Origin of the sequence: Streptomyces sp. NBC_00846 (genome assembly GCF_045207325.1) — a bacterium.
GTDB lineage: Bacteria > Actinomycetota > Actinomycetes > Streptomycetales > Streptomycetaceae > Streptomyces.
Genome location: NZ_CP108846.1, coordinates 832,407 through 858,931 on the forward strand (window position 1 = coordinate 832,407; position 26,525 = coordinate 858,931).

22 protein-coding genes, 3 pseudogenes and 1 riboswitch are annotated in these 26,525 nt (G+C 70.7%); of the genes and pseudogenes, 8 read left to right on the forward strand and 17 right to left on the reverse strand.

Going from position 1 to position 26,525, the window contains the following annotated elements:
- The first annotated feature begins 131 nt into the window (after positions 1-131).
- The gene (locus tag OG936_RS03850; RefSeq protein WP_406492554.1) at positions 132-530 is read left to right on the forward strand and encodes a hypothetical protein; all 399 of its coding nucleotides are present in this window, start codon (positions 132-134) and stop codon (positions 528-530) included.
- Positions 531-985: 455 nt separating this feature from the next.
- Here the strand turns inward: OG936_RS03850 and OG936_RS03855 are convergent, their stop codons facing one another.
- Positions 986-2,158, reverse strand: a complete 1,173-nt coding sequence (locus OG936_RS03855; RefSeq protein ID WP_406492556.1) for an acyl-CoA dehydrogenase family protein — start codon at positions 2,156-2,158, stop codon at positions 986-988.
- 309 nt (positions 2,159-2,467) lie between these two features.
- On the opposite strand from OG936_RS03855, the pseudogene OG936_RS03860 reads away from it, so the two are divergent.
- Positions 2,468-2,638, forward strand: a pseudogene (locus OG936_RS03860) (glycosyl hydrolase family 18 protein); the annotation flags it as partial.
- 106 nt (positions 2,639-2,744) lie between these two features.
- Here the strand turns inward: OG936_RS03860 and OG936_RS03865 are convergent.
- The 4 genes from OG936_RS03865 to OG936_RS03880 all read right to left on the reverse strand — a co-directional run bounded on the left by OG936_RS03865 (position 2,745) and on the right by OG936_RS03880 (position 7,304).
- Positions 2,745-3,092 carry a thioredoxin family protein gene (locus OG936_RS03865; RefSeq protein ID WP_406492558.1) on the reverse strand — a complete coding sequence of 116 codons (348 nt, stop codon included), beginning with the start codon at positions 3,090-3,092 and terminating at the stop codon, positions 2,745-2,747.
- A 28-nt stretch (positions 3,093-3,120) separates the two neighbouring features.
- Positions 3,121-3,297 (reverse strand): hypothetical protein, encoded by a 177-nt coding sequence (locus OG936_RS03870; protein ID WP_406492560.1) that lies wholly within the window; start codon positions 3,295-3,297, stop codon positions 3,121-3,123.
- Positions 3,298-3,346: 49 nt separating this feature from the next.
- Positions 3,347-5,443 (reverse strand): SpoIIE family protein phosphatase, encoded by a 2,097-nt coding sequence (locus tag OG936_RS03875; protein ID WP_406492562.1) that lies wholly within the window; start codon positions 5,441-5,443, stop codon positions 3,347-3,349.
- A gap of 475 nt (positions 5,444-5,918) precedes the next feature.
- Positions 5,919-7,304: a peptidase C39 family protein gene (locus tag OG936_RS03880; RefSeq protein WP_406492563.1), complete on the reverse strand. Its 1,386-nt coding sequence runs from the start codon at positions 7,302-7,304 to the stop codon at positions 5,919-5,921.
- Between the two features lie 176 nt (positions 7,305-7,480).
- On the opposite strand from OG936_RS03880, the gene OG936_RS03885 reads away from it, so the two are divergent.
- Positions 7,481-8,110 carry a uridine kinase gene (locus tag OG936_RS03885; RefSeq protein ID WP_406492564.1) on the forward strand — a complete coding sequence of 210 codons (630 nt, stop codon included), beginning with the start codon at positions 7,481-7,483 and terminating at the stop codon, positions 8,108-8,110.
- Between the two features lie 360 nt (positions 8,111-8,470).
- Complete coding sequence (locus tag OG936_RS03890; protein WP_406492565.1) at positions 8,471-10,381, forward strand: AAA family ATPase; 1,911 nt, start codon at positions 8,471-8,473, stop codon at positions 10,379-10,381.
- Positions 10,382-10,466: 85 nt separating this feature from the next.
- On the opposite strand, the gene OG936_RS03895 is transcribed toward OG936_RS03890, so the two are convergent.
- The 10 genes from OG936_RS03895 to ribD form a co-directional block, all read right to left on the reverse strand.
- Positions 10,467-11,564, reverse strand: coding sequence for a hemolysin family protein (locus tag OG936_RS03895; RefSeq protein WP_406492567.1), 1,098 nt, complete (start codon positions 11,562-11,564; stop codon positions 10,467-10,469).
- Positions 11,561-12,931 (reverse strand): hemolysin family protein, encoded by a 1,371-nt coding sequence (locus OG936_RS03900; RefSeq protein ID WP_406492569.1) that lies wholly within the window; start codon positions 12,929-12,931, stop codon positions 11,561-11,563. The genes OG936_RS03895 and OG936_RS03900 overlap by 4 nt, the downstream gene beginning before the upstream one ends.
- A 186-nt stretch (positions 12,932-13,117) precedes the next feature.
- Positions 13,118-13,582, reverse strand: a complete 465-nt coding sequence (locus OG936_RS03905) for a PH domain-containing protein (protein WP_383763464.1) — start codon at positions 13,580-13,582, stop codon at positions 13,118-13,120.
- Between the two features lie 35 nt (positions 13,583-13,617).
- Complete coding sequence (gene hisG, locus OG936_RS03910; RefSeq protein ID WP_406492572.1) at positions 13,618-14,466, reverse strand: ATP phosphoribosyltransferase; 849 nt, start codon at positions 14,464-14,466, stop codon at positions 13,618-13,620.
- Between the two features lie 70 nt (positions 14,467-14,536).
- Positions 14,537-14,809 carry a phosphoribosyl-ATP diphosphatase gene (locus tag OG936_RS03915; protein ID WP_073739434.1) on the reverse strand — a complete coding sequence of 91 codons (273 nt, stop codon included), beginning with the start codon at positions 14,807-14,809 and terminating at the stop codon, positions 14,537-14,539.
- Positions 14,810-14,844: 35 nt separating this feature from the next.
- The gene (gene ribH / locus OG936_RS03920) at positions 14,845-15,330 is read right to left on the reverse strand and encodes a 6,7-dimethyl-8-ribityllumazine synthase (protein WP_406492574.1); all 486 of its coding nucleotides are present in this window, start codon (positions 15,328-15,330) and stop codon (positions 14,845-14,847) included.
- A gap of 30 nt (positions 15,331-15,360) precedes the next feature.
- A complete protein-coding gene (locus tag OG936_RS03925; protein ID WP_406492575.1) occupies positions 15,361-16,659 on the reverse strand; it encodes a bifunctional 3,4-dihydroxy-2-butanone-4-phosphate synthase/GTP cyclohydrolase II in 1,299 nt (432 codons plus the stop codon).
- The gene (locus OG936_RS03930) at positions 16,656-17,300 is read right to left on the reverse strand and encodes a nicotinamide riboside transporter PnuC (protein ID WP_406492577.1); all 645 of its coding nucleotides are present in this window, start codon (positions 17,298-17,300) and stop codon (positions 16,656-16,658) included. Before OG936_RS03930 ends, OG936_RS03925 begins: the two co-directional genes overlap by 4 nt.
- A complete protein-coding gene (locus tag OG936_RS03935) occupies positions 17,297-17,914 on the reverse strand; it encodes a riboflavin synthase (RefSeq protein WP_406492579.1) in 618 nt (205 codons plus the stop codon). The genes OG936_RS03930 and OG936_RS03935 overlap by 4 nt, the downstream gene beginning before the upstream one ends.
- A complete protein-coding gene (ribD, locus tag OG936_RS03940) occupies positions 17,915-19,015 on the reverse strand; it encodes a bifunctional diaminohydroxyphosphoribosylaminopyrimidine deaminase/5-amino-6-(5-phosphoribosylamino)uracil reductase RibD (protein ID WP_406492581.1) in 1,101 nt (366 codons plus the stop codon).
- 156 nt (positions 19,016-19,171) lie between these two features.
- Positions 19,172-19,302, reverse strand: a riboswitch (FMN riboswitch).
- A gap of 353 nt (positions 19,303-19,655) precedes the next feature.
- Between ribD and OG936_RS03945 the strand changes: the two are divergent.
- Positions 19,656-19,985 (forward strand): annotated as a pseudogene (locus OG936_RS03945) (hypothetical protein); the annotation flags it as partial.
- Between the two features lie 62 nt (positions 19,986-20,047).
- Here the strand turns inward: OG936_RS03945 and OG936_RS03950 are convergent.
- A complete protein-coding gene (locus OG936_RS03950) occupies positions 20,048-21,238 on the reverse strand; it encodes an ROK family protein (protein WP_406492583.1) in 1,191 nt (396 codons plus the stop codon).
- 158 nt (positions 21,239-21,396) lie between these two features.
- On the opposite strand from OG936_RS03950, the gene OG936_RS03955 reads away from it, so the two are divergent.
- Together OG936_RS03955 and OG936_RS03960 are read left to right on the forward strand one after the other, a co-directional pair.
- Positions 21,397-22,629 (forward strand): MFS transporter, encoded by a 1,233-nt coding sequence (locus OG936_RS03955; RefSeq protein WP_406492584.1) that lies wholly within the window; start codon positions 21,397-21,399, stop codon positions 22,627-22,629.
- A 511-nt stretch (positions 22,630-23,140) separates the two neighbouring features.
- The gene (locus OG936_RS03960; protein ID WP_406492586.1) at positions 23,141-24,526 is read left to right on the forward strand and encodes a uracil-xanthine permease family protein; all 1,386 of its coding nucleotides are present in this window, start codon (positions 23,141-23,143) and stop codon (positions 24,524-24,526) included.
- A gap of 364 nt (positions 24,527-24,890) precedes the next feature.
- On the opposite strand, the gene OG936_RS03965 is transcribed toward OG936_RS03960, so the two are convergent.
- Positions 24,891-25,760, reverse strand: a complete 870-nt coding sequence (locus OG936_RS03965) for a PP2C family protein-serine/threonine phosphatase (RefSeq protein WP_406492588.1) — start codon at positions 25,758-25,760, stop codon at positions 24,891-24,893.
- A gap of 642 nt (positions 25,761-26,402) precedes the next feature.
- On the opposite strand from OG936_RS03965, the pseudogene OG936_RS03970 reads away from it, so the two are divergent.
- Positions 26,403-26,525, forward strand: a pseudogene (locus tag OG936_RS03970) (DUF5995 family protein); the annotation flags it as partial.

Below are 26,525 nucleotides of genomic sequence, written 5' to 3' on the forward strand. Positions count from 1 at the left end.
ATGTGACGAATGCCACAGGTTTACGGGCGGGTAGCCACCCCCTTGGCGGTTACGGCGGGTGCGCGACGGGAAGTGCTTGCTGTGGTCGAGGCCGTGTCGCCTTGTCGGCCCACCCGAGGGGGGAATTTCCCATGCAGAGCCTGAAGCTCACCGAACGTACCGAACCGGATCCCGTCGATCCCGTCGAGGACACCGCTCACGACGCCTACGACATGCTCGAGATGTACCGGGTGATCTGCCCGGACTGCGTGCAGCCGATCGCGCTGCTGGCGGACGAGGACGTACTGCCGGAGCACGCGCTGTGCCCGACTCCGTGGAACCCGTTCGTACTGACCGTCTGTGCCGGTACGGGCCGCGCGGCGTCGCAGACGCGGCCCGCCGACGATTCGCTCGACGTCCAGGAGCAGGAGACGGCCCTGCTGCTGACGCTCCCTCAAGGGCTCGACTGGAGAATGCAGCCGTTCTCGCACGCCGGCGGCCCGGGCTCGCGCCCGCTGCGGGTGCCGCAGATGCGGCGCGACGCCGCCTGAGAGGGCCGCTCCGGCCCCGCGCGAGGCCGCCCGGACCCCGTCCGGGCTCGTCCCGCACGAATTGCGCCGCACCACGACGACCCGGTCGGCGTGGTGCCCGCTCCCCCGGAGGCTCCGCCGCCGGGGACCCGGCGAACGGGCTCTCGAATCGACCCGGCAGTGACCAGGGCCCGCCCCGCGCCGTTGGCCAGGCATGACCCTGCTGCATTCAACGGCCGGTCCCGGTCGTAGCCGTCTCACCGCTCCGACCGCCGAAGAATCGGTTCCGCAGCCCGGTTCGCAGCCGGTGCCGCCCCGGTCGACGCCGCGGCCGGTGCCGCACTCCACCGATCCACCCATCTACCGGGCCCTGCTGCGTCGTTGGGAGAGCGCCGGACGGACCCTGCCGGGCCGCCACGACCAGGAGTGGAACCGGATCATGGCGACGCCCGTGTGGTCGGAGCGGCCGCTGAGGATCAGTGCGTCTCAGGACCTGCGAGGTGGCGCGCGATGACCATCCGCTGGATCTGGTTGGTCCCCTCGACGATCTGCAGCACCTTGGCCTCGCGCATCAGCCGCTCGACGGGGAAGTCGAGGGTGTAGCCGTAGCCACCGAGGACCTGGACGGCGTCGATGGTGACCCGCATGGCCGCGTCCGTGCAGAACAGCTTGGCCATGGCCGCCTGGCGCGAGAAGGGCTTGCCCTCGTCACGCAGCCGGGCCGCCTCCAGGTAGAGCGCCCGGCCCGCCTCGATCTGGGTGGCCATGTCGGCGAGCATGAAGCGCAGGCCCTGGAAGTCCGCGATGGGCCGCCCGAACTGCCGGCGGCCGGTGGCGTAGGCGACGGCCTCGCTCAGGGCGGCCTGGGCAACGCCGATCGCGCAGGCGGCGATGCCCAGGCGTCCTGAGTCGAGTGCGGACAGGGCGATCGCGAAGCCCTGGCCCTCCTCGCCGATCCGGCGCGCGTCGGCGACCCGTACGCCGTCGAAGTTCAGCTGGGCGGTGGGCGAACCCTTCATGCCCATCTTCTTCTCGGGGGCGGCCGCGTTCAGCCCCTCGGCGTCGCCGGGGACCAGGAAGGCCGTGATGCCGCGGGCGCCCTCGACACCGGTGCGGGCCAGGACCGTGTAGAAGTCGGCGATGCCGCCGTGGGTGATCCACGCCTTGGTGCCGGTGATGACCCAGTCGTCGCCGTCCCGTACGGCCTTCGTGCGCAGCGAGGCGGCATCGGAGCCCGAGGCGGGCTCGGAGAGGCAGTAGGCGCCCAGCAGGCCCCCTTGGAGCATCGCCGGGAGGTGTTCGGCCTGCTGCTCCTTGGTGCCGAATCCGGCGAGGGCATGGCAGGCGAGGGAGTGGACGCTGACACCGAGACCGACGGTGAGCCGGGCGGCCGCGAGTTCTTCGAGGACCTGGAGGTAGACCTCGTACGGCTGGTCGCCGCCGCCGTGGGCGGAGTCGTAGGGCAGTCCGAGCAGTCCGGACTCCGAGAGCAGCGTGAAGACTTCACGCGGGAACCTGCCCGCGTCCTCCTCCTCGGCTGCTCGTGGCGCGATCTCTCGCTGGACGATGTCGCGGACGAGCGCGATGAGCTGCCTGGACTCCTCGGTGGGCAGACGGCGTTCCACCAATTGCGGGGCACGGTCGGACATGACGGCGCTCTCCTCCCTGTCGGGCGTTGCGACGGTCGCGCGCACGGGGTATGGACGGCGCCGCCGGGGGGACTTCCGGGCAGGGCCCGGAAGAGCACTTACTGCGCAGCCGTTGCCCGCCTCTCGGATTACGAGAGCTGCCGGCCAGCGGCTGCGGCGGCTTGAGTATGCCCGATCGGACGATATCCGTCACGGGGTAACGGAGCGACTCGGGGACGGGCGGGGCAACCGGAATTGGTCCGAACCATTGACCCAACTGGTCTAGTCCATCTACGGTTCCACCCGAGCCGCCTTTTCGAGTTCATGCCCACCGTCGCCGGTACGGCGTACGCACACTGCGGCACCAACTGGTGGAGCTACGACACCCCGGCCACCATCGCCACCGAGATGAACTCCAAGAACCAGCAGGGACTGGGCGGCACCTTCTTCTGGGAGCTCAGCGGTGACACCACCAACGGCGAACTGATCAAGGCGATCAACTGGTCACGGCCGGCCGTGACCGGTCGCGGCCGGTCACGACCAGTCACGGCAGCGGGATCGGGGCGGCGGGCCAACTGGCCCTGCGCCGCGTTTCGTTCCTGCCTTGCTACCGACGTACCGCCACCGTGCCTATCCGTGCGGCCTCTTGGTCGTTTGAGTTGAGCGCCTCGACGAGTTGCTCGACGGTGGGTGCCCCGGCCAGTCCGTCCGGCGTCGCGTAGACGCGACAGGTCAGTCCGTACGTGTCGGCTGTGGGCGGGAAGAGGTCGTTGCCGTCGACTCGGATCGTGGGTGATCCGGTGAAGTGCTGGGCTTGGGCGTCCTGGTCCGTCTCGACGGCGCGGAGGTTCACGCTCTGGCCAGGGCGTCCGACCAGCGTGAGTGCTTCGGTGAGCCGTTCTTCGGCGGTGTGCAGGTTCGGGCAGCCGTCGAAGTAGAGCAGTTGGATTTCCATATGCCCATGATGCGCCAGCGGTGCTGGTTCACGGCGTCGTGATCACTGGCCGGGAGAGGCGCTGGGCCGGGGTTTCCCGGCCCAGCGCCTTACGTGGGCGGCTGCTGAGTTCGGCCGGGGTGGTGGCCGGCCTTTCGACGAGCTCGGCGCAGTGGAGCCGGGTGAACTGTCCGCGCTGCTCGGCGAGACACTCACCGGCGGGCACTGACGCACCGTCGCGTACGCGCGACGAGACCGCCGCTGACGCGCCTGCTTCAGGCCGCTCCCGGCCCCCGCACGGGCTCGGCTCGGGCGATGAGGAGGGCCGTGTCGTCGTGGTCGTGCGGGTGGCGCAGGGCGTGCAGGAGCAGGTCGCAGGTCGCTTCCAGGGGCCGGTCCGGTTGGCCGAGGAGGCCGAGGAGGGTGGCCAGGCGTGCGTCGATGGCCTGGTCGCGGGTTTCGACCAGGCCATCGGTGTACAGGACGAGCTTGTCACCGGGGTCCAGAGCGATGCACGTGGTGCGGAAGGGAACCCCACCGACGCCGAGGGGCACGCCGGTGGGCAGGTCGAGCAGTTCGGGGGCCCGGCCGGGACGTACCAGGACGGGGGGCAGATGTCCGGCGAGGGCGATGCGGCAGTGCGCGCGGTGCGGGTCGTAGACGACGTACACGCAGGTGGCGATGGCCTGATCGAGACCGAGGGAGCTGCGGTCCAGGTGGTGCAGGACCCGGCTGGGGTCGAGGTCGAGGTCGGCAAGTGCGCGGGTGGCACTGCTCAGTTGCCCCATGGTGGCAGCGGCGGGGATGCCGCTGCCCATGACGTCTCCGACGACCAGGGCGGTCTTGTCGCCGGGAAGACGGATGACGTCGAACCAGTCGCCGCCGACCTCGTGGGCTGCCTCCGCCGGCTGGTAGCGGTAGGCGATCTCCAGGCCCGGCCGATGCGGCGGGTGCTGGGGCAACAGGCTGCGCTGGAGGGTGAGAGCGGCGTCGCGTTCCCGCTGGTACCAGCGTGCGTTGTCGATCGACACGGCGGCCCGGACGGCCAGTTCGCTGGCCAGGATGAGGTCGTCGTCGTCGAAGGGAAGCGGGTTGCGGAAGCGTTTGAGGTCCAGGGCGCCGAGGACTTCGCCGCGCGCGATGAGCGGCACCACGAGGTAGGAGTGGAGCCCGGCGCGGGCCAGGGCGGTGGCGGCTTCGGGACACCGGGCGATCTGCCGCAGATCTTCGCCGTCCACGTGCGGGACGAGGATCGGGGTGCTGGTGGTGACGCACTGGGTGACCAGGCGGTCGGCGCCGTAGTCGGCGATGTCGCCGGTGGGGTCGGCGGCGCAGACGGCTTCGGTGGGGTGGGCCGCCTTCACGGCGAGCGCCCGGAACCGGGCGTGCCCCTGCAGCGGGGTCGGTGGGGTGCTGCAGCTGTTCAGGGCGGTGCCCAGGATGTCGACCGTGGCGACGTCGGCCAGGTCGGGCACGACGATGCCGGCGAGCTCGTGGGCGGTCCGGTGGAGATCGAGGGTGGTGCCGATGAGTACGGAGGCGTCGGCGAGGAGGGCGAGGCGCCGGCGCGCGTGGTGCGCCTCGGCGGCCATGCGGTGCCGGTCGGTGACGTCCACGATGGACCCGGCCACTCCCAGCACCTTGCCGACCGGGTCCTCCAGCCGGTAGTACGAAGCCGACCAGGCACGCTCGTGATCCGGATCGGCGGCGGTGCGTCCGACGACCTCCAGGTCCAGGATCGGGACGCCGGTGTCCAGGACCTGGCGCATCGATGAATCGATGGCTTCGGTGTCCAGGAACGGCAGGACTTCGTGGGTGCGTCGGCCGATCAGCTCGTCGGCGGGCAGGCCGTCCATGCGTTCCAGCGCCGGGTTGACCGCGGCGAACCGCAGTTCGGTGTCCATGACCACCAAGCCGATCGGGGACTGCGACACCAGCCCCGCGGACAGGGCCAGGTCCCGTTCGATCCTCCGCAAGGTGGTCCGGTCGGAAGCCAGCCCCAGGGCGTACAGGCCCTTCCGGTCGTCCATCAGCCGCATATTGCGGAACTCCACCAGCTTCGTGCCGCCGTCCCTGCGCCGAATGGGAAAGATCCCGGCCCAGCTGCCATTGCCCCCCATGACCTGGGCGAACAGATCCATGACCTGCTCCAGGTGCTCTTCGTGGACCAGGAGCCGGCCCGCGAACCGGCCCAGGGCCTCGTCGGGGGTGTACCCGAAGAGCGCCTCGGCCTGCGGACTCCACAGCACGATCCGCCCGTCCTCGTCCAGGACGACGGCGGCAACTCCCAGCACGTCGAGCAGCCCGCCGGGCGCGGACGAAGCAGGCCCTGCCGGGCCGGGCCTCACCCGGGATGGTTCGGAGGCACTCATCCCGGACTCCCTTCCGCCCACCGGGGCGGCTCGATGTCCCGACTCGGGCCCACGCTGCCGTGCACTGCGCGCGCCCCGGAGCCCCTCCATCGTCTCCCCGTACCGGTCGCCCCCGCATCCCCCGGAGTGATCGTCCACGGCACGGCAGGGGCCGGCGCGCGGCGGGGGCCTGCCAGGAATTCGCACAAGACATGAGGCGAGGCGGTCGACGACGCCCCGGCGACTCGGACCGCCTGAACACAATCCGTACGACGTGCGGTACTCAGGGTCCACCGTGACCTCGACGCGCGGCATGTCCGTTCACGGGGTGTCCCCCGGCTCGGGCATGACTCGGTCAAGGCCACGGCGGACCGGTAGGGCCGTCTCCCCCAGGACGGCCCGCAACGCTGCCCTCAGGTCGTTACGCCCCACACCGTCAGGTCGTCAAGCCGTCACACCGACACGCCGTGGTGGCGGCCGTCGCGCCGCACCTTGTTCACAGCAGGCCGAGCGACTTCAGGGCCCGGCGCTGACCCGGTGCCGGCGCGGCGGGCCAGTAGACGTAGCAGACACCGCCCGTACCGCTCCTGACCTTGCCGTTCGCGTCGTAGCGCTTGGTACGGAGCCAGATCGTCTCCCACTCCTCGCGCTTGTAGACGCGCCGCACGGCCTCGTTGTTCGGCGAGGCCGGGTCGTTCGCGATCACGTCGCCGTCCGCGGTGAACCCGATCACGGTCATCAGATGGCCCGAGGTTCCGTATCCCGCGCCGGTCAGCTCCTCCTTGAGGAAGGACTGCGACGTTATGACCGGGATACCCGCCCGGATCAGCGTCTCCAGGTCCGTCAGCGAGCCGAGCCGGGTCACGGCCGCGCTCATGTCGTCGTACGTCGCGGCGTACGCGGCGTTGAACGGCCAGTTGCCGCAACCCTCGTACTGGTAGTCGTAGGTGAACCGGGCCGCGTGGCAGACCTGCGGGTCGGCCAGGCCGGGCTCGACCCAGGCGAGCTCCGCGGCGGAGGGCCTGCGTCCCCAGTACTCGATGATCATCTGCGAGGAGGTGGGGCTGCACCAGGCCTCGCCGCCGTTGTCGTACTCCGGGTACTGCCCCGCGTGGATGTTCTGCGAGTAGCGCGGCACCGGAAATTCCCGGGCGAGGCCAGGGGTGCTGACGGACACGGTGAAGCGGTCCGGTATGTCGGACGCCATCGCGCCGAGGCGCCACACCGTGGGCGTGAGACGGGTGCCCGGGGCGCGGTGGAGGGTGAGCCGCAGCCGGTACGAGACCAGCCGCAGGCCGCTCGCCGCGTCGTCCACCGAGAAGGTGTCGGTCCAGATGGAGCTCTTGCCGTCCGTCTGGTCGTCGACGGACGTCCGGCGGATGTCGCCGTCGCCCGCGGCCCATCGGCCCATCACGTACCAGGGTGTCCAGGTGGCGTCCGAGTAGCGGCCCTGGAGCTCGATCTGGATCCAGGTGCCCGCGGGGGTGTCGGCGTTCCACGAGGCGATCACCTCGGTCGCCGGAACCGCGGACCGGTGGACCTGCGAGGTCCAGGTCGCGTACTCCCAGGCGGCCGTCCTCCCGGTGTGCGGATCGGTGTAGTCGGCACTCCCCTCGGCGTGACCGATCACCAGACCGGGGCGGCGGCCCGCGACGGCACGCGTCCCGGAGCCGGAGCCGCTGCGCCAGTCGGTGAACGTGTTCCAGGAGTGGTTGTCCACAAGGGAAGCGGCCGCCGAGGAGGGGGCGGGCGGGCCGACGGTGGGCTGGGCCGAGGCGGGAACGGCGGCGGCCGCGGAGCCGGCGGACGACACCGTACCGGCGGTGGCCGCTGCCGCGAGCGCGGCGGTCAGCACGGTTCTGCGTGAGGTCGGTCTGTTCATGGGCGAGACCCCCGGACGTAAGCGGAATGGGGCTTGCAGGTGCACGACAGTGCGCCAACTATTGCGGGTCGTAGCCGGATTCGGCCAGTGATTCGACTCGCGTCGGCAAACCAATATTGGTCTGGTCCACTGGCGTGACCTGCGCTTGCTTCGGGCGGGCTCGTAGGCTGGGGCGCATGAACGACCTCTCGCTCCTCGCCGCGCGGCTGCACACCCTGGCGCCGTCCTGCGGACCGGTGCGGCTGATCTCCGTCGACGGCCACGCCGGATCGGGGAAGAGCACCTTCGCGTCCCGCCTCGCCGCCGCGCTCGACGGCGCCCCCGTACTGCGTCTGGACGATCTGGCCACCCATGAGTCCTTCTTCGCCTGGGTGGACCGGCTGCGGGAGCAGGTGATCGGCCCGCTGTCGCGCGGGGAGTGCGCTTACTACGCGCCGTACGACTGGACCGCGCGGGCGTTCGCGGCGCCGCGCGCCCTGGAACCCGCGCCGGTGGTCCTGATCGAGGGGGTCGGTGCGGGCCGCCGGGCGCTGCGGCCCCATCTGGCGCGGCTGCTGTGGATGGATCTCGGTGCGACGGAGTCCTGGGAGCGGGGCCGCCGCCGGGACGGACCGACCCTTTCGGCCTTCTGGGACGAGTGGACGGCGGCCGAGGCGGTGCATTTCTCGGCCGATCCCTCGCGCCCCCGCGCGGACGCTCTGGTACGGCAGTTGCCGGTGGGGTACGAGTGGCTGGAGGGACCCGGCGCGGCAGCAGGAGCGAACCATTCCGTCACGGAAAGTGAGCGCATTGCGCCACCGAGCTGAGTGGTGAGAAAACGTCCCGGAAGTACCCCAACTCTGCTTGACCCGAGGGCGGTACAGGTCTTACGTTCTCAATGTGCGGCTTTTCGGAGCCCCCGCGGACACGAAGCCCCTGGTTGTTCCCCCGTGATCGGGGGCTTCGTTCTGCCTCCGCGCGCCCTTTCCCCCGCAGACACACCGCATTCCGCCTACCCTCGGTAACGGTCTTCCTTCTGCCTGCGGCGCTCTTAGTCGCGCACTCCCTGCGCAGGTACGATGCCTCTCGGTGCGGTCAATTCCCGTCCGTGGCACAGTAATTCAGCGCGCCTCGGCGGGCAGGTCGTGCGGCGGGACATCCTGGGGGCACGGTTTGTGGGGGACCAGATGGACATCGGCACGCAGGGCGCACAGGCCCCGGCCGACCTCGCCTGGCTGCGCGGCGTGGACGCCTACACCATGGGCGCCTACCCACAGGCCGAAGAGGAGTTCAGAGCCGCGGTACGGATCGATCCCGGCATGGCGGACGGCTGGCTCGGCCTCCACGCGCTGCGGGTCGACACAACGACGGCTCTGCTACACATGTACCGCCATCGCGAACGCTTCGGCGAGCAGCGCACCCGCCATAGACGCACACTCAACTCCTGGTACTGGCTGGGCTGGTGGGTGCAGCCGGTGCTGGAGAGCCCGCGTGATCTGCTTCTCGCGCACGCCTCGCACTGGCTGGACGGGCGCCATGTCCCCGAGCTGGATCGCGCGCTGGCCGGCCTGCCGCCGGTGGACGCGGACCCGCAGGTCCGCTTCCTGCACGCCTGCCGCTCCTATCTCGTCAAGGACTGGGAGCAGCTCGTCCGCAACACCGAGCAGTTGATCGACGATCCGCTGCTCGGCATCGAGGCGGGGCTGTTCGGCGGGATGGCGCGGGTGCGGCTGGAGATGTACGGGCAGGCCGAGCCGCTGCTCTCCACCGCGCTGATGCGCTGCCGCAGCGAACAGCCACAGCGCAAGGAGCTGCGCTACTGGCTGGCCCGCGCGTACGAGGGCACCGGCCGCAGCGCCGCCGCCCTGCCGCTCTACCGGGCGGTGCACCGGATCGACCCGGCGTTCATGGACACCTCGGCCCGACTCGCCGCGATCGCGGACTACGACGGTCTCGAAGGCACCGACGAGGCCGCCGGTCTGACCGCCGTCTCCCTGGCCGGCCTGGGTACGGACGCCGTGGCGGAGTCGCAGCCGGACGGGGACGCGCTGCTCGGCACCGACCTGGTGGACGGCCGGGAGCTGCGGCCGGGCAGCGAGGCCCCGGGGCTCGTGGGCCTCGGGGGGCCGCCGCCGTCCGACGGCGCGCGCCGGAAGACGGCGGTGCCCGGCCAGCCGCCGTCCCCCTTTCCTGCCGGGCCCAGCGATCCGGTGCTGCTCGCCGAGGCGCTGGCGGAGCTGGAGCGGATGGTCGGTCTGGAGCCCGTCAAGCGCCAGGTCAAGGCGTTGTCCGCACAGTTGAACATGGCGCGGTTGCGGGCCGGTCAGGGGCTTCCCGTGCAGCCGCCGAAACGCCATTTCGTCTTCTCGGGCCCTTCCGGTACCGGCAAGACCACCGTGGCCCGCATCCTGGGCCGGGTCTTCTACGCCCTCGGTCTGCTCGGCGGCGACCATCTCGTGGAGGCTCAACGGGCGGATCTGGTGGGCGAGTTCCTCGGCCAGACCGCCGTCAAGGCCAATGAGCTGATCGACTCGGCGCTCGGCGGGGTGCTGTTCGTCGACGAGGCGTACAGCCTCTCCAACACCGGCTACAGCAAGGGCGACGCGTACGGCGACGAGGCGCTCCAGGTCCTCCTCAAGCGCGCGGAGGACAACCGGAACCATCTCGTCGTGATCCTCGCGGGCTATCCGGAAGGCATGGACCGGTTGCTGACCACCAATCCGGGGCTCTCCTCCCGCTTCACCACCCGGGTGGACTTCCCGAGCTACCGGCCGCTGGAGCTCACCTCGATCGGTGAGGTGCTCGCCGCGGAGACCGGCGACGCGTGGGACGAGGAGTCCCTGGAGGAGCTGCGCTCCATCAGCGCTCATGTCGTCGACCAGGGCTGGATCGACGAGCTGGGCAACGGGAGATTCCTGCGCACCCTGTACGAGAAGAGCTGCGCCTACCGCGATCTGCGGCTCTCCGGTTACGCGGCTCTGCCGAGCCGGGACGATCTGGCCACGCTGCGGCTGCCGGATCTGATGCAGGCGTACGGCGAGGTGCTGTCCGGCCGGGGGCCGGTGGACCGGGGGCCACAGGAACCGCCGGCGTTGTGAGGAGGCCGCAGAGGCCCGGCAGCCGTTGTCCTCGGTCGCCGGACGGGCTGAAGAATGGAGAGTCAGCCGGTCCGGCGGCCGGGATTCAGTGGACCGACGCGGTGAGTTCGCCGGTGCCGGTCGTCGTGTCCGCCGTCCGGCGCGGTACCGAGACCCGGTGGGCCGGATCGCGCACCTCACCGACGAGCATCTCCAGGACGTCCTCCATGGCGACCAGGCCGAGGATCCGGCCCGACGCGTCGGCGACCTGCGCCAGATGCGTCGCCGCGCGGCGCATCACGGTCAGGGCGTCGTCCAGGGGGAGTTCGGCCCGCACGGTGGCCATCGGGCGCCAGACGTGCTGGGGGACGGCCCGTTCACCGTCCTCCAGGTCCAGGACGTCCTTGACGTGCAGATAGCCCATGAACGGACCGCCGCCCTCCGCGCACACGGGAAAGCGTGAGTAGCCGGTGCGTACGGTCAGCTGCTCGATCCGGTGGGGGGTGACGGAGGGGTCCACCGTCACCAGTGAGGCCCGGCTGAGCAGCACATCGGTGACGGGCCTGCTGCCCAGCTCCAGTGCGTCCTCCAGCCGCTCCTGGGCCTCCGGCTCCAGCAGCCCGGCCTGGCCGGAGTCCTCGACGAGCCGGTTGAGCTGCTCGCTGGTGAAGACGGCCTCCACCTCGTCCTTCGGCTCGACACCGAAGAGCCGGAGCACCAGCCGGGCGCAGGCGCCCAGTGCGGAGGTGACCGGGCGGCACAGACGGGCGAAGCCCACGAGGCCGGGGCTGAGCCAGAGTGCGGTCTTCTCCGGCGCCGCCATCGCGAGGTTCTTCGGGACCATTTCGCCGATGACGAGATGGAGGAAGACCACGAAGACCAGCGCCAGGACGTAGCCGAGCGGATGGATGAGCCCCTCGGGCAGGTGGACCGCGTGGAAGACCGGCTCCAGCAGCTGGGCAACGGTCGGCTCGGCGACGGCGCCGAGGGTCAGCGAGCAGACGGTGATGCCGAACTGGGCGGCGGCCATCATCTGCGGCAGGTTCTCCAGTCCGTACAGCACCTGGCGGGCCCGGCCCGACCCGGCCGCCGCGAGGGGTTCGACCTGGCTGCGCCGTACGGAGACGAGGGCGAACTCGGCACCGACGAAGAAACCGTTCGCCAGCACGAGGAGTCCGGCGAAGACCAGCTGGACCAGGCTCATCGCACGGCCTCCAGGGCGTCCTGGGTCAGCGGGGCCGGGGTAAGGGGGTCGGTCGCCTCGGGCGTGCGTACGAAGCGGACCTTCTCGGCCCGGTAGTGACCCACCTGGCGTACGGAGATCCGCCAGCCGGGCAGCTCGGCCCGGTCACCGGGGGCCGGGATACGCCCCAGCAGATCGGCGACGAGTCCGGCCACGGTCTCGTACGGGCCGTCGGGGACGTCGAGCCCTATCCGGCGCAGGGTCAGGACCCGGCAGCTGCCCTCGGCGTCCCAGGCCGGACGGCCGTCCTCCGGAGCGGCGGGGGCAAGCTCGGGCCGGTCGGCGCCCTCGGCGTCGTGCTCGTCCCTGACCTCCCCGACGAGTTCCTCGATGATGTCCTCAAGGGTGACGACTCCGGCGGTACCGCCGTACTCGTCGACCACGACGGCGATCGGCTGCTCGTTGCGCAGCCGCTGGAGCAGCTGTTCGACGGGCAGGGTCTCCGGCACCAGCAGCGGCGGTACGGCGATCCGGCCGGCCGGAGTGCGCAGCCGCTCCTGGGCGGGCACGGCGAGGGCGTCCTTGAGGTAAATCATGCCGACGACCTCGTCGATGCGCTCCCGGTAGACCGGGAAGCGGGAGAGGCCGGTGGCGCGGGTGAGGTTGAGGACGTCCTGCGCGGTCGCCGAGGTCTGCAGGGCGCTGACCTTCAGCCGTGGGGTCATGACGTGCTGAGCGGTGAGCCCGGCGAGGGACAGGGTCCGTACGAAGAGGTCCGCGGTGTCCTGTTCGAGGGTGCCGGCCTCGGCCGAGTGCCGGGCCAGGGAGACCAGTTCCCCCGGGGTGCGGGCGGAGGCCAGCTCGTCGGTGGGTTCGACGCCGAGCAGCCGTACGAGCCGGTTGGCGACGGTGTTCAGCAGGCTGATCACCGGTCGGAGAGCGGCGGAGAAACGGTGCTGGGGGCCGGCGACGAAGCGGGCGACCTGGAGCGGCCGGGAGACCGCCCAGTTCTTGGGCACGAGTTCGCCGATGACCATCTGGACGGCGGAGGCCACCATCATCCCGATGACCACGCTGATGCCGGGAACGGCGCCGTCGGGCAGCCCGGTCAAGGTGAGGGGGCCGTCCAGCAGCTGGGCGAGTGCCGGTTCGGCGAGCATGCCGACGACCAGTGAGGTGATGGTGATGCCCAGCTGGGTGCCGGAGAGCTGGAAGGAGAGTTCGCGCAGGGCTTCGACGACGGTACGGGCCCGCCGGTCACCCTCGGCGGCGGCGCGCTCGGCGTCCGGCCGCTCGACCGTGACGAGCCCGAACTCGGCTGCCACGAAGAATCCGTTGGCGAGGATGAGAAGGAATGCCGCGCTCAGAAGCAGCAGGGGGATGGTCATGCCGCCGCCTCCGGTGAGGGGGCGGCGCAGGTACTACCGGACGATCCGTCCATTGCTGGAAGGACTCACTCCTTGGGTCGCAGGAAAGCCCCGCCGGTCTCGTGGACCTCTCGTGCGGGGCGGGGCACGCACAGGGCGCCGCCGCCCTCCAGAGTAATCAAGAAGAGGCCGTACGGGGCAGGGGGCTCAGCCGTTGTCCGTACCGGTGCCGTGGTTCTCGGCGAGGGCGCGGAGCGCACGGGCGTCGCGGATGGCCTGCTGCTTGGCGATTCCCGGCTGGATACCGAGGGCGGGCATGCTGGTCCCGTCGCTCAGATCGAGGTAGACCCAGGGATCGCCGACACGCAGGTTGACGCGGAGAATCTCCGCCCAGGACAGTCGGCGCGTCCGGGTGAGATTGACCACGGTCACCCCGTCCTCGTTCGCGACGATCTTCGGGCGGCTGAGCAGCGCGAGCACGCCGAAGAACAGCAGCGCGGTGAAGACGAAGCTGGACCGCTCCCCCGGGCTCAGCTGCTCCAGGGTCAGGGCGATGACCGTGATGACGACGAACATCGCCGCCCCCACGGTCAGCAGGACCACTCGGGTTCGGGTCGGCCGGAAGGTGACCGGGAGGGTGGGAAGTTCGGACCGGGGCGCGGGGGCGGACATGGTGTTCTTCTGTCTTCCGGGTGGTCGCCCGGCCGTCAGAGGCGGCAGGCGTGGATGGCGGTGGTGAGGATGGCGCGGGCGCCGAGGTCGTACAGATCGTCCATGATCCGCTGGGCCTCGCGGGCGGCGACCATGGAGCGGACGGCGACCCAGCCCTCGTGGTGCAGCGGGGAGATGGTCGGCGACTCCAGGCCCGGGGTGAGGGCGACCGCGCGCTCCAGGTGCTCGACGCGGCAGTCGTAGTCCATCATCACGTAGGAGCGGGCGACCAGGACGCCCTGGAGGCGGCGGAGGAACTGCTGCACCTTGGGGTCGTCGTCCGGTGCGCCGGTGCGGCGGATGACGACGGCTTCCGACTTCATGATCGGCTCGCCGATGACTTCGAGTCCGGCGTTGCGCAGGCTGGTGCCGGTCTCCACGACGTCGGCGATGATCTGGGCGACGCCGAGTTCGATGGCGGTCTCGACCGCGCCGTCGAGGTGGACGACGGAGGCGTTGACGCCGAGGTCGGCGAGGTGCTTGGCGACGATGCCCTCGTAGGAGGTGGCGATCGTCCTGCCGTCGAACTCCTGCGGGCCCTGGGCCGTGCCGGGCTTGGTGGCGTAGCGGAAGGTGGAGCGGGCGAAGCCGAGCTGGAGGATCTCCTCGGCGTCGGCGCCGGAGTCCAGCAGCAGGTCGCGGCCGGTGATGCCGATGTCGAGGCGGCCGGAGCTGACGTAGATCGCGATGTCGCGGGGCCGCAGGTAGAAGAACTCGACCTCGTTCTCGGGGTCGACGAGGACGAGCTCCTTGGACTCCTTGCGCTGCTGGTAGCCGGCCTCATGGAGCATCGCCATCGCAGGCCCGGAGAGTGAACCCTTGTTGGGAACGGCGATGCGCAGCATGAGGTCAGGTTTCCTTTGCGAGGAGGGAGTCCGGCGCGATGTGCGGATGTGCGTGGTGCGGAGGTCGTGCTCAGAGATGGGCGTAGACGTCGTCGAGGGAGATTCCGCGGGCGACCATCATCACCTGGACGTGGTACAGCAGCTGGGAGATCTCCTCGGCGGCGGCGTCCTTGCTCTCGTGCTCGGCGGCCATCCAGACTTCGGCGGCCTCCTCGACGACCTTCTTGCCGATGGCATGGACGCCCTTGTCCACCAGCTCGGCGGTGCGGGAGGTGGAGGGATCGCCGTCGGCGGCCTTGAGCTGCAGCTCGGCGAAGAGCTCTTCGAAGGTTTTGTTCGCCATGATGGTCCTTAGACTACGGGGTCCGGGACCTCCGATCAGCGCCAGGGCTCGCTGACGGCGCGCAGCGTCGCGGCGGTGGCGACGGCTGCGGTGACCGCTTCGTGCCCCTTGTCCTCGTTGGAGCCTTCCAGTCCTGCCCGGTCGAGGGCCTGTTCCTCGGTGTCGCAGGTGAGTACACCGAAGCCGACCGGGACTCCGGTGTCGACGGCGACCTGGGTGAGGCCGTTGGTGACGCCGTGGGACACGTACTCGAAGTGCGGGGTGCCGCCGCGGATGATCACGCCGAGGGCGACGATCGCGTCGTAGCCGCGGCCGGCGAGGACCTTGGCGACGACCGGGAGCTCGAAGCTGCCGGGCACCCGGAGCAGGGTCGGCTCGTCGATGCCCAGCTCGTGCAGGGCGCGCAGGGCGCCGTCAACGAGTCCGTCCATGATCTTCTCGTGCCACTGCGCGGCGACGACCGCCACGCGCAGGTCGCCGCAGTTGCGTACGGACAGTTCGGGTGCGCCCTTGCCGCTCATGGTTCTCCTACCGCTCGTTTCCGTGATCGTTCACTGGTTGCCGCAGGTCGACGCCGTGGCGGCGTCGAGCCAGGGCAGGTCGTGCCCCATGCGGTCGCGCTTGGTGCGCAGGTAGCGCAGATTGTGTTCGCCGGCCTGGACGGGCATCGGTTCGCGGCCGGTGACGGCCAGACCGTGTCGCACGACCGCGGCCGTCTTGTCGGGGTTGTTGGTCATCAGCCGCAGGCTCCGGACGCCGAGGTCCTTGAGGATCTGGGCACCCGCCGCGTAGTCCCGGGCGTCGGCGGGCAGGCCGAGTTCCAGGTTGGCGTCGAGGGTGTCGCTGCCGCGTTCCTGGAGTTCGTAGGCGCGCAGCTTGGACAGCAGGCCGATGCCCCGGCCCTCGTGGCCGCGCAGATAGACGACGACGCCGCGGCCCTCCTCGGTGATCCGGCGCATGGAGGCATGGAGCTGGGGCCCGCAGTCGCAGCGCTGCGACTGGAAGATGTCGCCGGTCAGGCACTCGGAGTGGATCCGTACCAGGATGTCGTCGCCGCCGACGACGTCGCCGTGGACGAGCGCGACATGCTCGACGCCGTCGGCCGTGGAGCGGTAGCCGTACGCGGTGAACGCGCCGAAGCCCGTCGGCAGCCGTACCTCGGCCTCGCGGCGGACGGTCGGCTCCGAGGAGCGGCGGTAGGCGATCAGGTCCTCGATGGAGATGATCGTGAGGCCGTGCTTGCGGGCGAACGGGACGAGCTGCGGCAGCCGCAGCATCACGCCGTCCTCTCCGGCGATCTCGACGATCGCTCCGGCGGGCCGCAGTCCGGCGAGCCGGGCGAGGTCGACGGCGGCCTCGGTGTGGCCGTTACGGACCAGCACACCGCCGGAGCGGGCGCGGAGCGGGAAGATGTGGCCGGGCCGGACGAAGTCGCCGGGGCCCGCCTCGCCGCCCGCCAGCAGCCGGAGCGTGGCGGCCCGGTCGGCGGCTGAAATGCCGGTGGTCACGCCGTGCGCCGCCGAGGCGTCGACGGAGACGGTGAACGCCGTACGCATCGACTCGGTGTTGTGGGCGACCATCTGCGGCAGTTCGAGCCGTTCCAGCTCGTCGTTCTCCATGGGCGCGCAGATCAGGCCGCGGCACTCGCTCATCATGAACGCGACGATCTCGGGGGTGGCCTTCTCGGCCGCGATGACGAGGTCGCCCTCGTTCTCCCGGTCCTCGTCGTCGACGACCACGACGGGCCGTCCGGCGGCGATGTCGCGGATCGCCTGCTCGACGGGGTCGAGCGTGAGGTCCTCGACGACGCTCTCGTGTTCCCGGTGCAACCAGGCGGGCTGGGCAGTCATGCCGTGGCTCCTTCCAGAGCGGGTGTCCGCGAACGCAGCCACCAGTCGCGCATGCCCCACAGGACGAGGGCGCCGTACACGACGTAGATGAGACCGGAGAACGCGAGGCCGCTGTGGAAGTTCAGCGGTACGCCGACCAGGTCGACCAGCAGCCAGGCGAACCAGAACTCGACCATGCCGCGGGCCTGGGCGAGCATCGCGACGAGTGTCCCGGCGAATATGTACGCGTCCGCCCACGGGCTCCAGGAGAGCGAGGGGAACGCGGTGAACAGGCCGCCGACCGCGAGGGTGCCGACTGCGGCGCCGCCCAGCAGGTAGCCGCGCTCGCGCCAGGTGGCGAACCGTACGGCGATGGAGCCGTCCCGGGCCTTCCGCCTGCCCCGGGTCCACTGCTGCCAGCCCCAGACGGCCACGGCGATGACGACGAGCTGCTTGCCGACGCTGCCCGCCTGGTGCACGGAGACGTTGGCGGCGACCAGGACGACGCCGGACAGGAGCTGGGCGGGCCAGGTCCAGATCGAGCGGAGCCAGCCCAGGGTCAGCGCGATCAGACCGACGGTGTTGCCGATCATGTCGGACCAGATGATGTGCTGCCCGAAAACGGTGAACGCCTCCGAGTTCAGCCAGTTCAGCGCCATCACTTCATCGGCTCCTCGGGGTCCCGGGCGGCGCCGCCGAGCAGCCGCTCGACGTACTTCGCGATGACGTCCACCTCCAGGTTGACCGGGTCGCCGGGCTCCTTGATACCGAGGGTGGTCAGGGCGAGGGTGGTGGGGATGAGGCTGATGGTGAAGTAGTCGGGTCCCGCGTCCACAACGGTCAGGCTGACGCCGTCGACGGTGATCGACCCCTTCTCCACCACGTAGCGGGTCAGGTCCGCCGGGAGGGAGATCTTCACGATCTCCCAGTTCTCGGAGATCGTGCGCTCGACGATGCGGCCGGTGCCGTCGACGTGGCCCTGGACGATGTGGCCGCCGAGCCGGCCGCCGAGCGCCATGGGTCGTTCCAGGTTGACCCGGGAGCCGGTCTCCAGGGCGCCGAGGCTGGACCGGTTCAGGGTCTCGGCCATCACATCGGCGGTGAACTCGCCCTCGCCCAGGTCGACGACGGTGAGGCAGACGCCGTTGACGGCGATGGAGTCGCCGTGCTTCGCGCCTTCGGTGACCACGGGACCGCGCAGGCGGAAGCGGGAGGCGTCGCCGAGCTTCTCGACGGCGGTGACTTCACCCAGTTCTTCGACAATTCCGGTGAACACTCAGATTCCCTTCCGGGCAGGGCCGGGTACGGCGGTGATACGCAGATCGGGGCCGATACGGACGGTCTCGGTGACATCGAGGCGCAACGCCTCGGCGATGGTGGTGATTCCGGCGTCGGCGAGGGCCGCGGGGCCGGCGCCGAGGAGCACGGGGGCGAGGTAGCCGACGACCTTGTCGACTGTTCCCGCGGCGACGAAGGCCCCGGCCAGGGTCGGGCCGCCTTCGAGGAGTACGGAGCGGACGCCCCGCCCGTACAGGGCGCTGAGCAGGGCGGTGATGTCCAGGCCGGGGCCGGTGGCGGCGCGCGGCAGCCGCAGTACGGCTTCTTCGGGGAGGTGGTGGGCGTCGGCGCCGATAGCGACGGCGATCAGCGTGGGCGCGGTGTCGTCGAGGACGCGGGCGCCGGGGCGCACGGCGGCGGCGCTGGTATCCACGACCACCCGCAGGGGCTGTACGGCGCTTTCGATGCCCCGTACGCCGAGCTGCGGGTCGTCGGTACGGGCGGTGCCGGAACCGACCACGACGGCGTCGGCCTCGGCGCGCAGCCGGTGGACGTCGGCGCGGGACTCGGGCGAGGTGATCCAGCGGCTGGTGGCGTCGGCGGCGGCGATCCGGCCGTCGAGGGTCGCCGCGTACTTCCACAGGACGTACGGGCGGCCCAGGCGCACCGAGGTCAGCCAGGCCGCGTTGCCCGCCTCGGCCTCGTCGGCGAGGGGCCCCTGCTCGGCCTTGACCCCGGCCGCGCGCAGGGTGTCGGCACCGCCGGTGGCCTGCGGGTTCGGGTCGCCGACCGCGTAGACGACCCGGGCGACACCGGCCTCGATGAGGGCCTGGGCGCAGGGGCCGGTGCGGCCGGTGTGGTTACAGGGTTCGAGGGTGACGTAGGCGGTGCCGCCACGGGCGCGGTCGCCCGCGCCGCGCAGGGCGTGGATCTCGGCGTGCGGCCCACCGGCGCGCCGGTGGAAGCCCTCGCCGGCCGGTTGGCCCGCGGCGTCGAGGATGACGCAGCCGACGACCGGGTTGGGGCTGGTGGAGCCGAGACCGCGGGCGGCGAGCGCGATCGCTCGGCGCATGGCGGTGATGTCGGCTGCGGTGTCCACCGGGTCCTCCTGCCTCTTCGGGCACGGACTCCGGGGCCTGTCGACGACGACAGATGAAGCGGGAACGCAACAGGGGAACGCCGAAGCCGGAACAAACGGATGGATCGGTTGCCCGAAAACCATCCGCCGACGGCGGCGTACCCGTGAAACGGCCCGCCGCGCACTGCCTCCCATCCGGACTTTAACCGTCGGTCCAGGAATCCCACCTGGTCAACCGGCCGCTGGATGCGGACGGGTCGCGGACTATAACCGCCGGTTCGGAATTGCACCGACCCCGGAGTGCGCTGCTGCTGGTACACGGTCAGTGTGCCATGCCCACCGATGGGCCATATGGGTGAGTTCTTGTGGGGTGGCTCACATGGACCTCGGGGCGGGGGCCGCAGCGGGACAGTCACCGCTTGAAGGTCAGACCTATTGACGCAATGGTCCAGCCCTCCTGATCTCTGCGTCACCTCCGAGGAACGGTCCCGCGGTGTGCGCACACCGCGGGACATCAACACGGCCCGCCTCCTTGTCAGTTGTGTTCTTCCGAACCTCCCCGGGAGGAACCGGACGTGCTGTCCCCCACCCGTGCGAGCGCCCCCCTGCCCGCCGCCGGCGTAGCCGTCGCCGGACTGCTCATGGGCTCGCTCACCCCTCCTCGATGGCGGCCAACGCCTACGGCTCGGCCGACCGGACCGGCATCGACACGTTCGCCGACTCGGCCATCGCCTTCATCGAGCAAGTACGGCTTCAACGGCGTCGACATCGACTACGAGTACGACCTGCACGGCGCCTGGAACGAGTACGCCGAGCCCGACGCCGCGCTCCACGACGACGGCAGCGACGCCGAACTCGCCCGGGCGGGCGTCCACTCGGCCTCGCAGCACGGCGGCACCGGTTACCTCGACACCGACTGGGCCTACCACTACGTCCGCGACTCGATGCCGGCCGGCCGGATCAACATCGGTCTGCGTACTACACCCGCGGCCGCACCCCCGACCGCCCGTCGGTGATCGGTTCGCCCCCGGTCGCCGCCGGGCCCAGCCCTGCTCAGCCGGCCGGAGTGAACAGCTCGTCCTGAGCCGCCTCCCGGGCCGCGAGCAGCGCGCCGCGGAGCACCGCGGCGCCACCCAGCCGCCCGGCCCTGACCTCCGTGCGCAAGGGGGACATCGTGGTGAGCCGTTCCTCGACCCGGGCCGCGAGCGCGTCGCCACCCGCGTGGCCGACCTCGCCCGCGAGCAGCACACAGCCCGGGTCGAGGACCGAGGCGATGGCGGCGCCGCCCAGCGCGAGACGTCCGGCGAGGGCGTCCAGGAACGCCTCACTGTCCCCCTCCCCCGCCAGGGCGGCCCGTACGGCGAACGCAGCACCCGGCTCCTTGTCCCCGTCGGCAGTGTCCGCAGGCACCACGATGCCGTGGGTGGCGGCCAGTTCGCAGACCGGGGCAGAACCCACCAAGGAGTGAAACCCGCCGTCGCAGCTGACGGCCGAGGGGGTACCGGCCGCGCCGGGCACCGGCAGGAAGCCGATCTCGCCCGCGCCGCCGGAGGCCCCGCGCCGGAGCTTCCCGTCCAGCATGACGGCCGCACCGACGCCGTTGCCGAGCCAGAACAGGACGAAGGTGTCACGGTCGCGGGCCGCGCCGCTGCGATGTTCGGCGACGGCGGCGAGATTGGTCTCGTTCTCCACCAGCACGGTGGCGGGCAGCCGCTGCTGGAGCACCCGGACCAGCCTCCGGTGCCAGGCGGGCAGCCCGGTGGTGTCGCGCAGTTCCCCGGTGACCGGGTCGATCAGGCCGGGCGCGCCGACGCCGACGCTGTGCAGCGGGGCGGCGCCCGCCTCGCGCGCGGTGCGCTCCAGCAGCGCGGCGGCCTGTTCGGCGGCGGACTCGGTGCCGGTGTCGCTGCCGATGGGCAGGGTGGCCTCGGCGAGCGTGGCGCCGAGGAGATCGGCGACGACCACGGCGACGCTGCCGGTGCGTACGTCGAGCGCGGCGAGGTGCGCGCGGTCGGCGGCGATCCCGTACAGGCGGGCGTTGGGGCCGCGGCGCTCGGCGCCCGCCTCACCGACCACCCTGATCAGACCGGCCCCCTGAAGCCGTTCGACGAGGTCGGCGACAGTGGGCCGGGAGAGGCCGGTCAGGGTCTTCAGCTGCGTGGCCGTCAACGGGCCGTCCTGCTGGAGCAGTCGCAGGGCGAGACGGTCGTTGATGGCCCGGGCGGTGCTCGGTGATGCGGGCATGCCGGGATCCTTCCAGATCACTGCCGCACGGGATGAGGGCATGGACTGAGCAGATGCACTATTTATCAGGCAGGGTTCCTGATAATTTACCTCGGCACCGTGAAGGCGGGCGCCGGGATCGCCGGCGACAGAGGATTCCCAGGGGAGGGCACGGCGGTATGACAACGGATTCCACAGAGGCGGTCTTCGGCATGGAGCAGGTGAGGCGGGCCAGATTCGCCGTCGCCGCGGTCTTCACCGTGCACGGCGCCGTCACCGGCAGCTTCGCCACCCGGGTGCCCTGGATCCAGGAACACGCCGGGGTCAGTGCCGGACAGCTCGGCCTGGCCCTCGCCTTCCCCGCGATCGGCGCCTCACTGTCGATGCCGCTGGCCGGCGCGATCAGCCATCGCTTCGGCGCCCGGACCGCACTACGCGGGCTGCTGGCCCTGTGGACGCTGGCGCTGATCCTGCCCGCGCTGGCCCCCAACCTGCTGACGCTGTGCGCGGCGCTCTTCGTGTACGGGGCATCGGCCGGCATGTCCGACGTGGCGATGAACGCCCTCGGCGTGGAGGTGGAGAACCGCCTCGACAAGTCGATCATGTCCGGGCTGCACGGGATGTGGAGCGTGGGCGCCCTGATCGGTTCGGCCGCGGGCACGGTGGCCGCGCATCTGGGCGCCGACGCCCGGCTGCACCACTCCATCGCCGCGCTCGTCCTCACCGCGCTCGGCCTGATCGCCTGCCAGGGCGTACTGGATCTGCGCAGCGAACCGGACGAGGAGCCGCCGCCGCGCTTCGCGCTGCCGCCGAAGTCCGCGCTGATCATCGGCGCGGTGGGCTTCTGCGCGGTATTCGCGGAGGGTGCCAGCCTGGACTGGTCGGCGGTCTATCTGCGGGACATCATGGACACCTCCGCCGGACTCGCCGCGGCGTCCACGACGGCGTTCGCGCTCACCATGGCGGTCGCCCGGATCGCCGGCGACAAGGTCGTCGACCGCTTCGGCGCGGTCCGGACCGTACGGGTGGGCGGCGTCCTCGCGACCGTCGGCGGGCTGCTCGTGGTCGCGTCACCGAACGCGGTACTGGCGATGTGCGGTTTCGGGCTCCTCGGCCTCGGTGTCGCCGTGGTCGTCCCGCTCGCCTTCGCGGCGGCCGGACGCAGCGGCCCGAACCCGAGTCAGGCGATCGCGGGCGTCGCCACCATCACGTACACCTCCGGGCTCATCGCCCCGTCCGCGATCGGCTCGCTGGCCGAGGCGACGTCGCTGGTCGTCTCGTTCGGTCTGGTGACGGTGCTGGCGTTCGGCCTGGTGCTGGGGGCCGGGGTGCTGCGGGCGGGCGACCGCAGGGCCGTGTCGTCCTCGGGCACCGGCGCTCCGAGCGCGGCGGCGGCCGAGCCGCGCCCCTGAGCCGAAGGCTGTGCGGGGCGCGGGCCCCCGGCCCGCACAGCGGCGGCGCTCCCCCGTCCGCGGCCCGGCCGCGGGCGCGCCCTGATCCGGCACTATCATGGCGCTGATCATTTCTGCGGTGAGCACCATGCCGGGCGAGGCACTGGACTCCGTATCTACACACAGGGGGTAACCGTGGGCCTCGGCGTGCGCTGGACCTTGCACGGAGACGGGAAGACCCCGCCGGGGGCCGTGGTCCGGCCGGACGAACGGTTCTCCTGGCCCCGTACGTTCGGACTCGGTGCCCAGCACGTGGTCGCGATGTTCGGTGCCTCGTTCGTCGCGCCGTGCAGCCCATGATGAGCGCAGCGACCAGCACTCTCCCGCAGAATACGACGCCCCAGGTCGAATCCCCACCCTCACGGCCAGCCCTGTCGGCATACGCCTGAACCGCATGTCCGCCAGTCGTCGAGCCCCCGGTCCAGCCGGCGGAGCTCAGCACCACCCCAGCAACACATCAAGGAGCAAGACCATGGCGGGCTTCGGCTGGAAGCTGCACGGCGACGGCAAGAGCCTCGCACCGGGCGAGGTCGTACGACCCGATGAGCGGCTCACCTGGGGCCGCACCGCCGGCCTCGGTGCGCAGCACGTGGTCTCCATGATCGGGGCCTGCTTCGTCGCCCCCATCTTGATGGGTCTGGACGCCAACCTCGCCGTCATGGCATCCGGTGTGGCCACCATCATTTTCCTGCTCATCACCCGCGGCCGTATCCCCAGCTATCTCGGCAGCAGCCTGTCGTTCATCGGCGTGGCCGCCGTCATCAAGACCCAGGGCGGCGACGCGGCAACCCTCACCGGCGCACTGCTGGTTGTCGGCGCGGTCCTCTTCCTGTGCGGGGCCGCCGTTCGCGCTCTGGGCGCCCGCATCATCCACGCAGTCCTGCCACCGGTGGTCACCGGCGCTGTAGTCATGCTCATCGGCTTCAACCTGGCTCCCGTCACCGCTGGCACCTACTGGCCACAGGATCAGTGGACCGCGCTGCTCACCATGCTCTTCACGGGCTTCGCCCTCGTCGTGCTGCGCGGCTTCTGGTCCCGTATCGCGATCTTCCTCGGCCTGGCCTTCGGCTACCTGATCTCCTGGGTCTTCGACCGCATCTTCGGCAAGATCCACTCCCCCGCCGGAGGAACCGAATCGGTCGACCACTGGCGCCTCGACCTCTCAGGTGTGGCCAAGGCCGACTGGATCGGCCTTCCCACCTTCCACGCCCCGAGCTTCTCCCTCTCCGCGGTTCTCGTCGCCCTGCCCGTCGTCATCGCGCTCATCGCCGAGAATGCCGGGCACGTCAAGGCCGTGGGCGAGATGACGGGCGACCCGCTGGACGACAAGCTCGGCACGGCCATCATGGCGGACGGTGCGGCCACCGTGCTGTCGACGTCCGTCGGCGGCCCCGCCACGACCACGTACGCAGAGAACATCGGTGTCATGGCCGCCACCCGCGTCTACTCGACCGCCGCCTACTGGTGCGCCGCCGGCTTCGCGATCCTGTTCGGACTCTGCCCCAAGTTCGGCGCCGTCGTAGCCGCCATCCCCGGCGGAGTCCTCGGCGGAATCACCGTCATCCTCTACGGCATGATCGGCCTGCTGGGCGCCCAGATCTGGGTCCGCTCCCGCGTCGACCTGTCCAACCCGCTCCACCTCGTGCCCGTCGCCGCGGGACTCATCATCGGAATCGGCGACGTCAGCCTGACGCTCACCGACAACTTCGAGCTCAGCGGCATCGCATTGGGGACGCTGATCGTCGTCATCGGCTATCACGCCCTTCGGGCCCTGGCACCTGCTCACATGAAGGGCGAGCCGCCGCTCGGCGAATCAGCCAATCCAGGGTACGACCGAGGCCTGCCGGGCGGATCGTGATCGCAGACGCCGCCAGTGAACCGCAGAGGACACACCCTCTGAAGTGCCGCTCACAGGAGCGTGAAGTACAAGGAGACGGCCCGCGGCGTGGGATGGGGCCCCTTCCGAGCCGGCCATGCACTCTCTTCCGGTACGACCCCACAACCCGTGACACGCAGGTCGAATGGCCGGGCTCCGCCAGGCGGAACCGCCATGTTGTCACTTCAAACAGGAGTCCGACTACAGCGCGCACGCATGAATCACAGTGCGTACATCTCAGGCCCGCCATAAAACAGGGGACTACAGACCAGGAAGGCACCGGCAAGGCATTGGCTTCCTGGTCGACTCGGGAAGGCGAGCGGCGTGGACGACCGCCCGGCCCGTTTCACGCCCTGGTCGGCGCCGTGGCGACCACCGCACGCACGGCAATGGCCGCGATGTCGTCGTCGAGACGGCCGCGGCTGTAGTGGACCAGGTCGCTGTGCAACTGCCCGAGCAGCCGGGACGGGGAGTCCGCGTCCCACTGTCCCGCGTGCCGCACCAGCGGAAAGAACGCGCCGGAGTAGTCACGGGTCTCGGTGACGCCGTCGGTGTAGAGCAGCAGCTGATCCTCTGCGGCGAAGGAGAAGGTGTCGATGCGGTAGCCCTCCCCGATCAGCGCGCCCATGTTGATGGGTGGTGAGGGAGCCGTGGGGGTGACCTCGCGGATCATTCCTGCGCTGAGCAGCAGCGGAGGGGGGTGTCCCAAGTTGACGATGCCGACGACCGATCCGTCGTCGGGGATCTCGACGAGCAGAGCCGTGGCGAAGGACTCCATCCGGTCGCCGGGCAGCAGTGCGGTGTAGCGGCTCGTGCTGACGTCCAGTCGGCGTGCCAGCCGTGCCAGGTCCGGCTCGTCGTACGCGGCTTCCCGGAAGCAGCCGAGGATCGCTGAGGCCATGCCGACCGCAGGGAGGCCCTTGCCGCGCACGTCTCCGATGATCATGCGGACGCCGTGGACTGTCGCCAGCGCCTCGTAGAAGTCGCCGCCTACGCGGGCCTGGGCCGCGGCGGCCAGGTACAGAGCCTCGATGTCCAGCCGGCCGAGGTGGTGCGGCATGGGGCGCAGCAGGACTTTCTGGGTCGTCTCGGCGACGGAACGAACGTCGGCGAGGGTCCGCTCCCGCTGCTGGCGCACATGGCTGGCGCAGGCGGCCGCGGCGGTGACGCCCGCGATCACCGCGAGGGTGAACAGGTGTGTGTGCTGCTCACTCACACTACCGATGGTCACGGCGATCACTGCGTCGACGGCCGCGGCGAGCACGCCTATAGCAACCGTTCCGACCACTGGCCACACCGAGGCAGCGAAAGCGGGGGCGAGTGAGAGAAACCGACTGAAGTGGAGGGTGCTCGGAGTGGCAAAGGCCGCCACAGCGATGATGGCGATCAGCGCTAGGGGCGCAAGGAGCGCCAAGTCCCCCCGCAGGTTGCCCGCACAGTGCCGAAATCGATCGGAATGGTTCATATGAGCCAAGTATCAGAGCATTTGCGCCATCAGGCCAATTCGCCGCCCAATGCTCCGGCCGGACTTCTTCATTCGTGCTGGTCAACGACTTGGCGGGGGAAGCGTAGCGGGCTGGAGCACTAGGGCGCGTATGCATTGACCTGGGCGAACCTGCGGCTCGATACAGTCGCGTCCATGGCGAACCCTTGGCTACGGGCGATCGAGGAAGGCGGGCGCCGTCCCGCCTTCCCGCCCTTCGGCAACAGCAACTCCAGCACTACCCACCGGGCATCCGTCAGATCTCCACGCGCCACAAACCGAGATCACCTCACGCGCTAGATCCACTTCGACACACGCCGTAGTCAGGCGACGCAAATGTGTCCAGCAGGCGCATCAACTGCTCACGCTGCTCCGGCGGTCGACGCCGCGGCGGCGGGGAGACGGCCGCCCGACTGCCGGCGTCCGCTGTTCCAGTACCGGCACCATCCCGGTGTACGGCCGCTGCAATTCGCGCCGGCCGGCATCACCGCGCACATT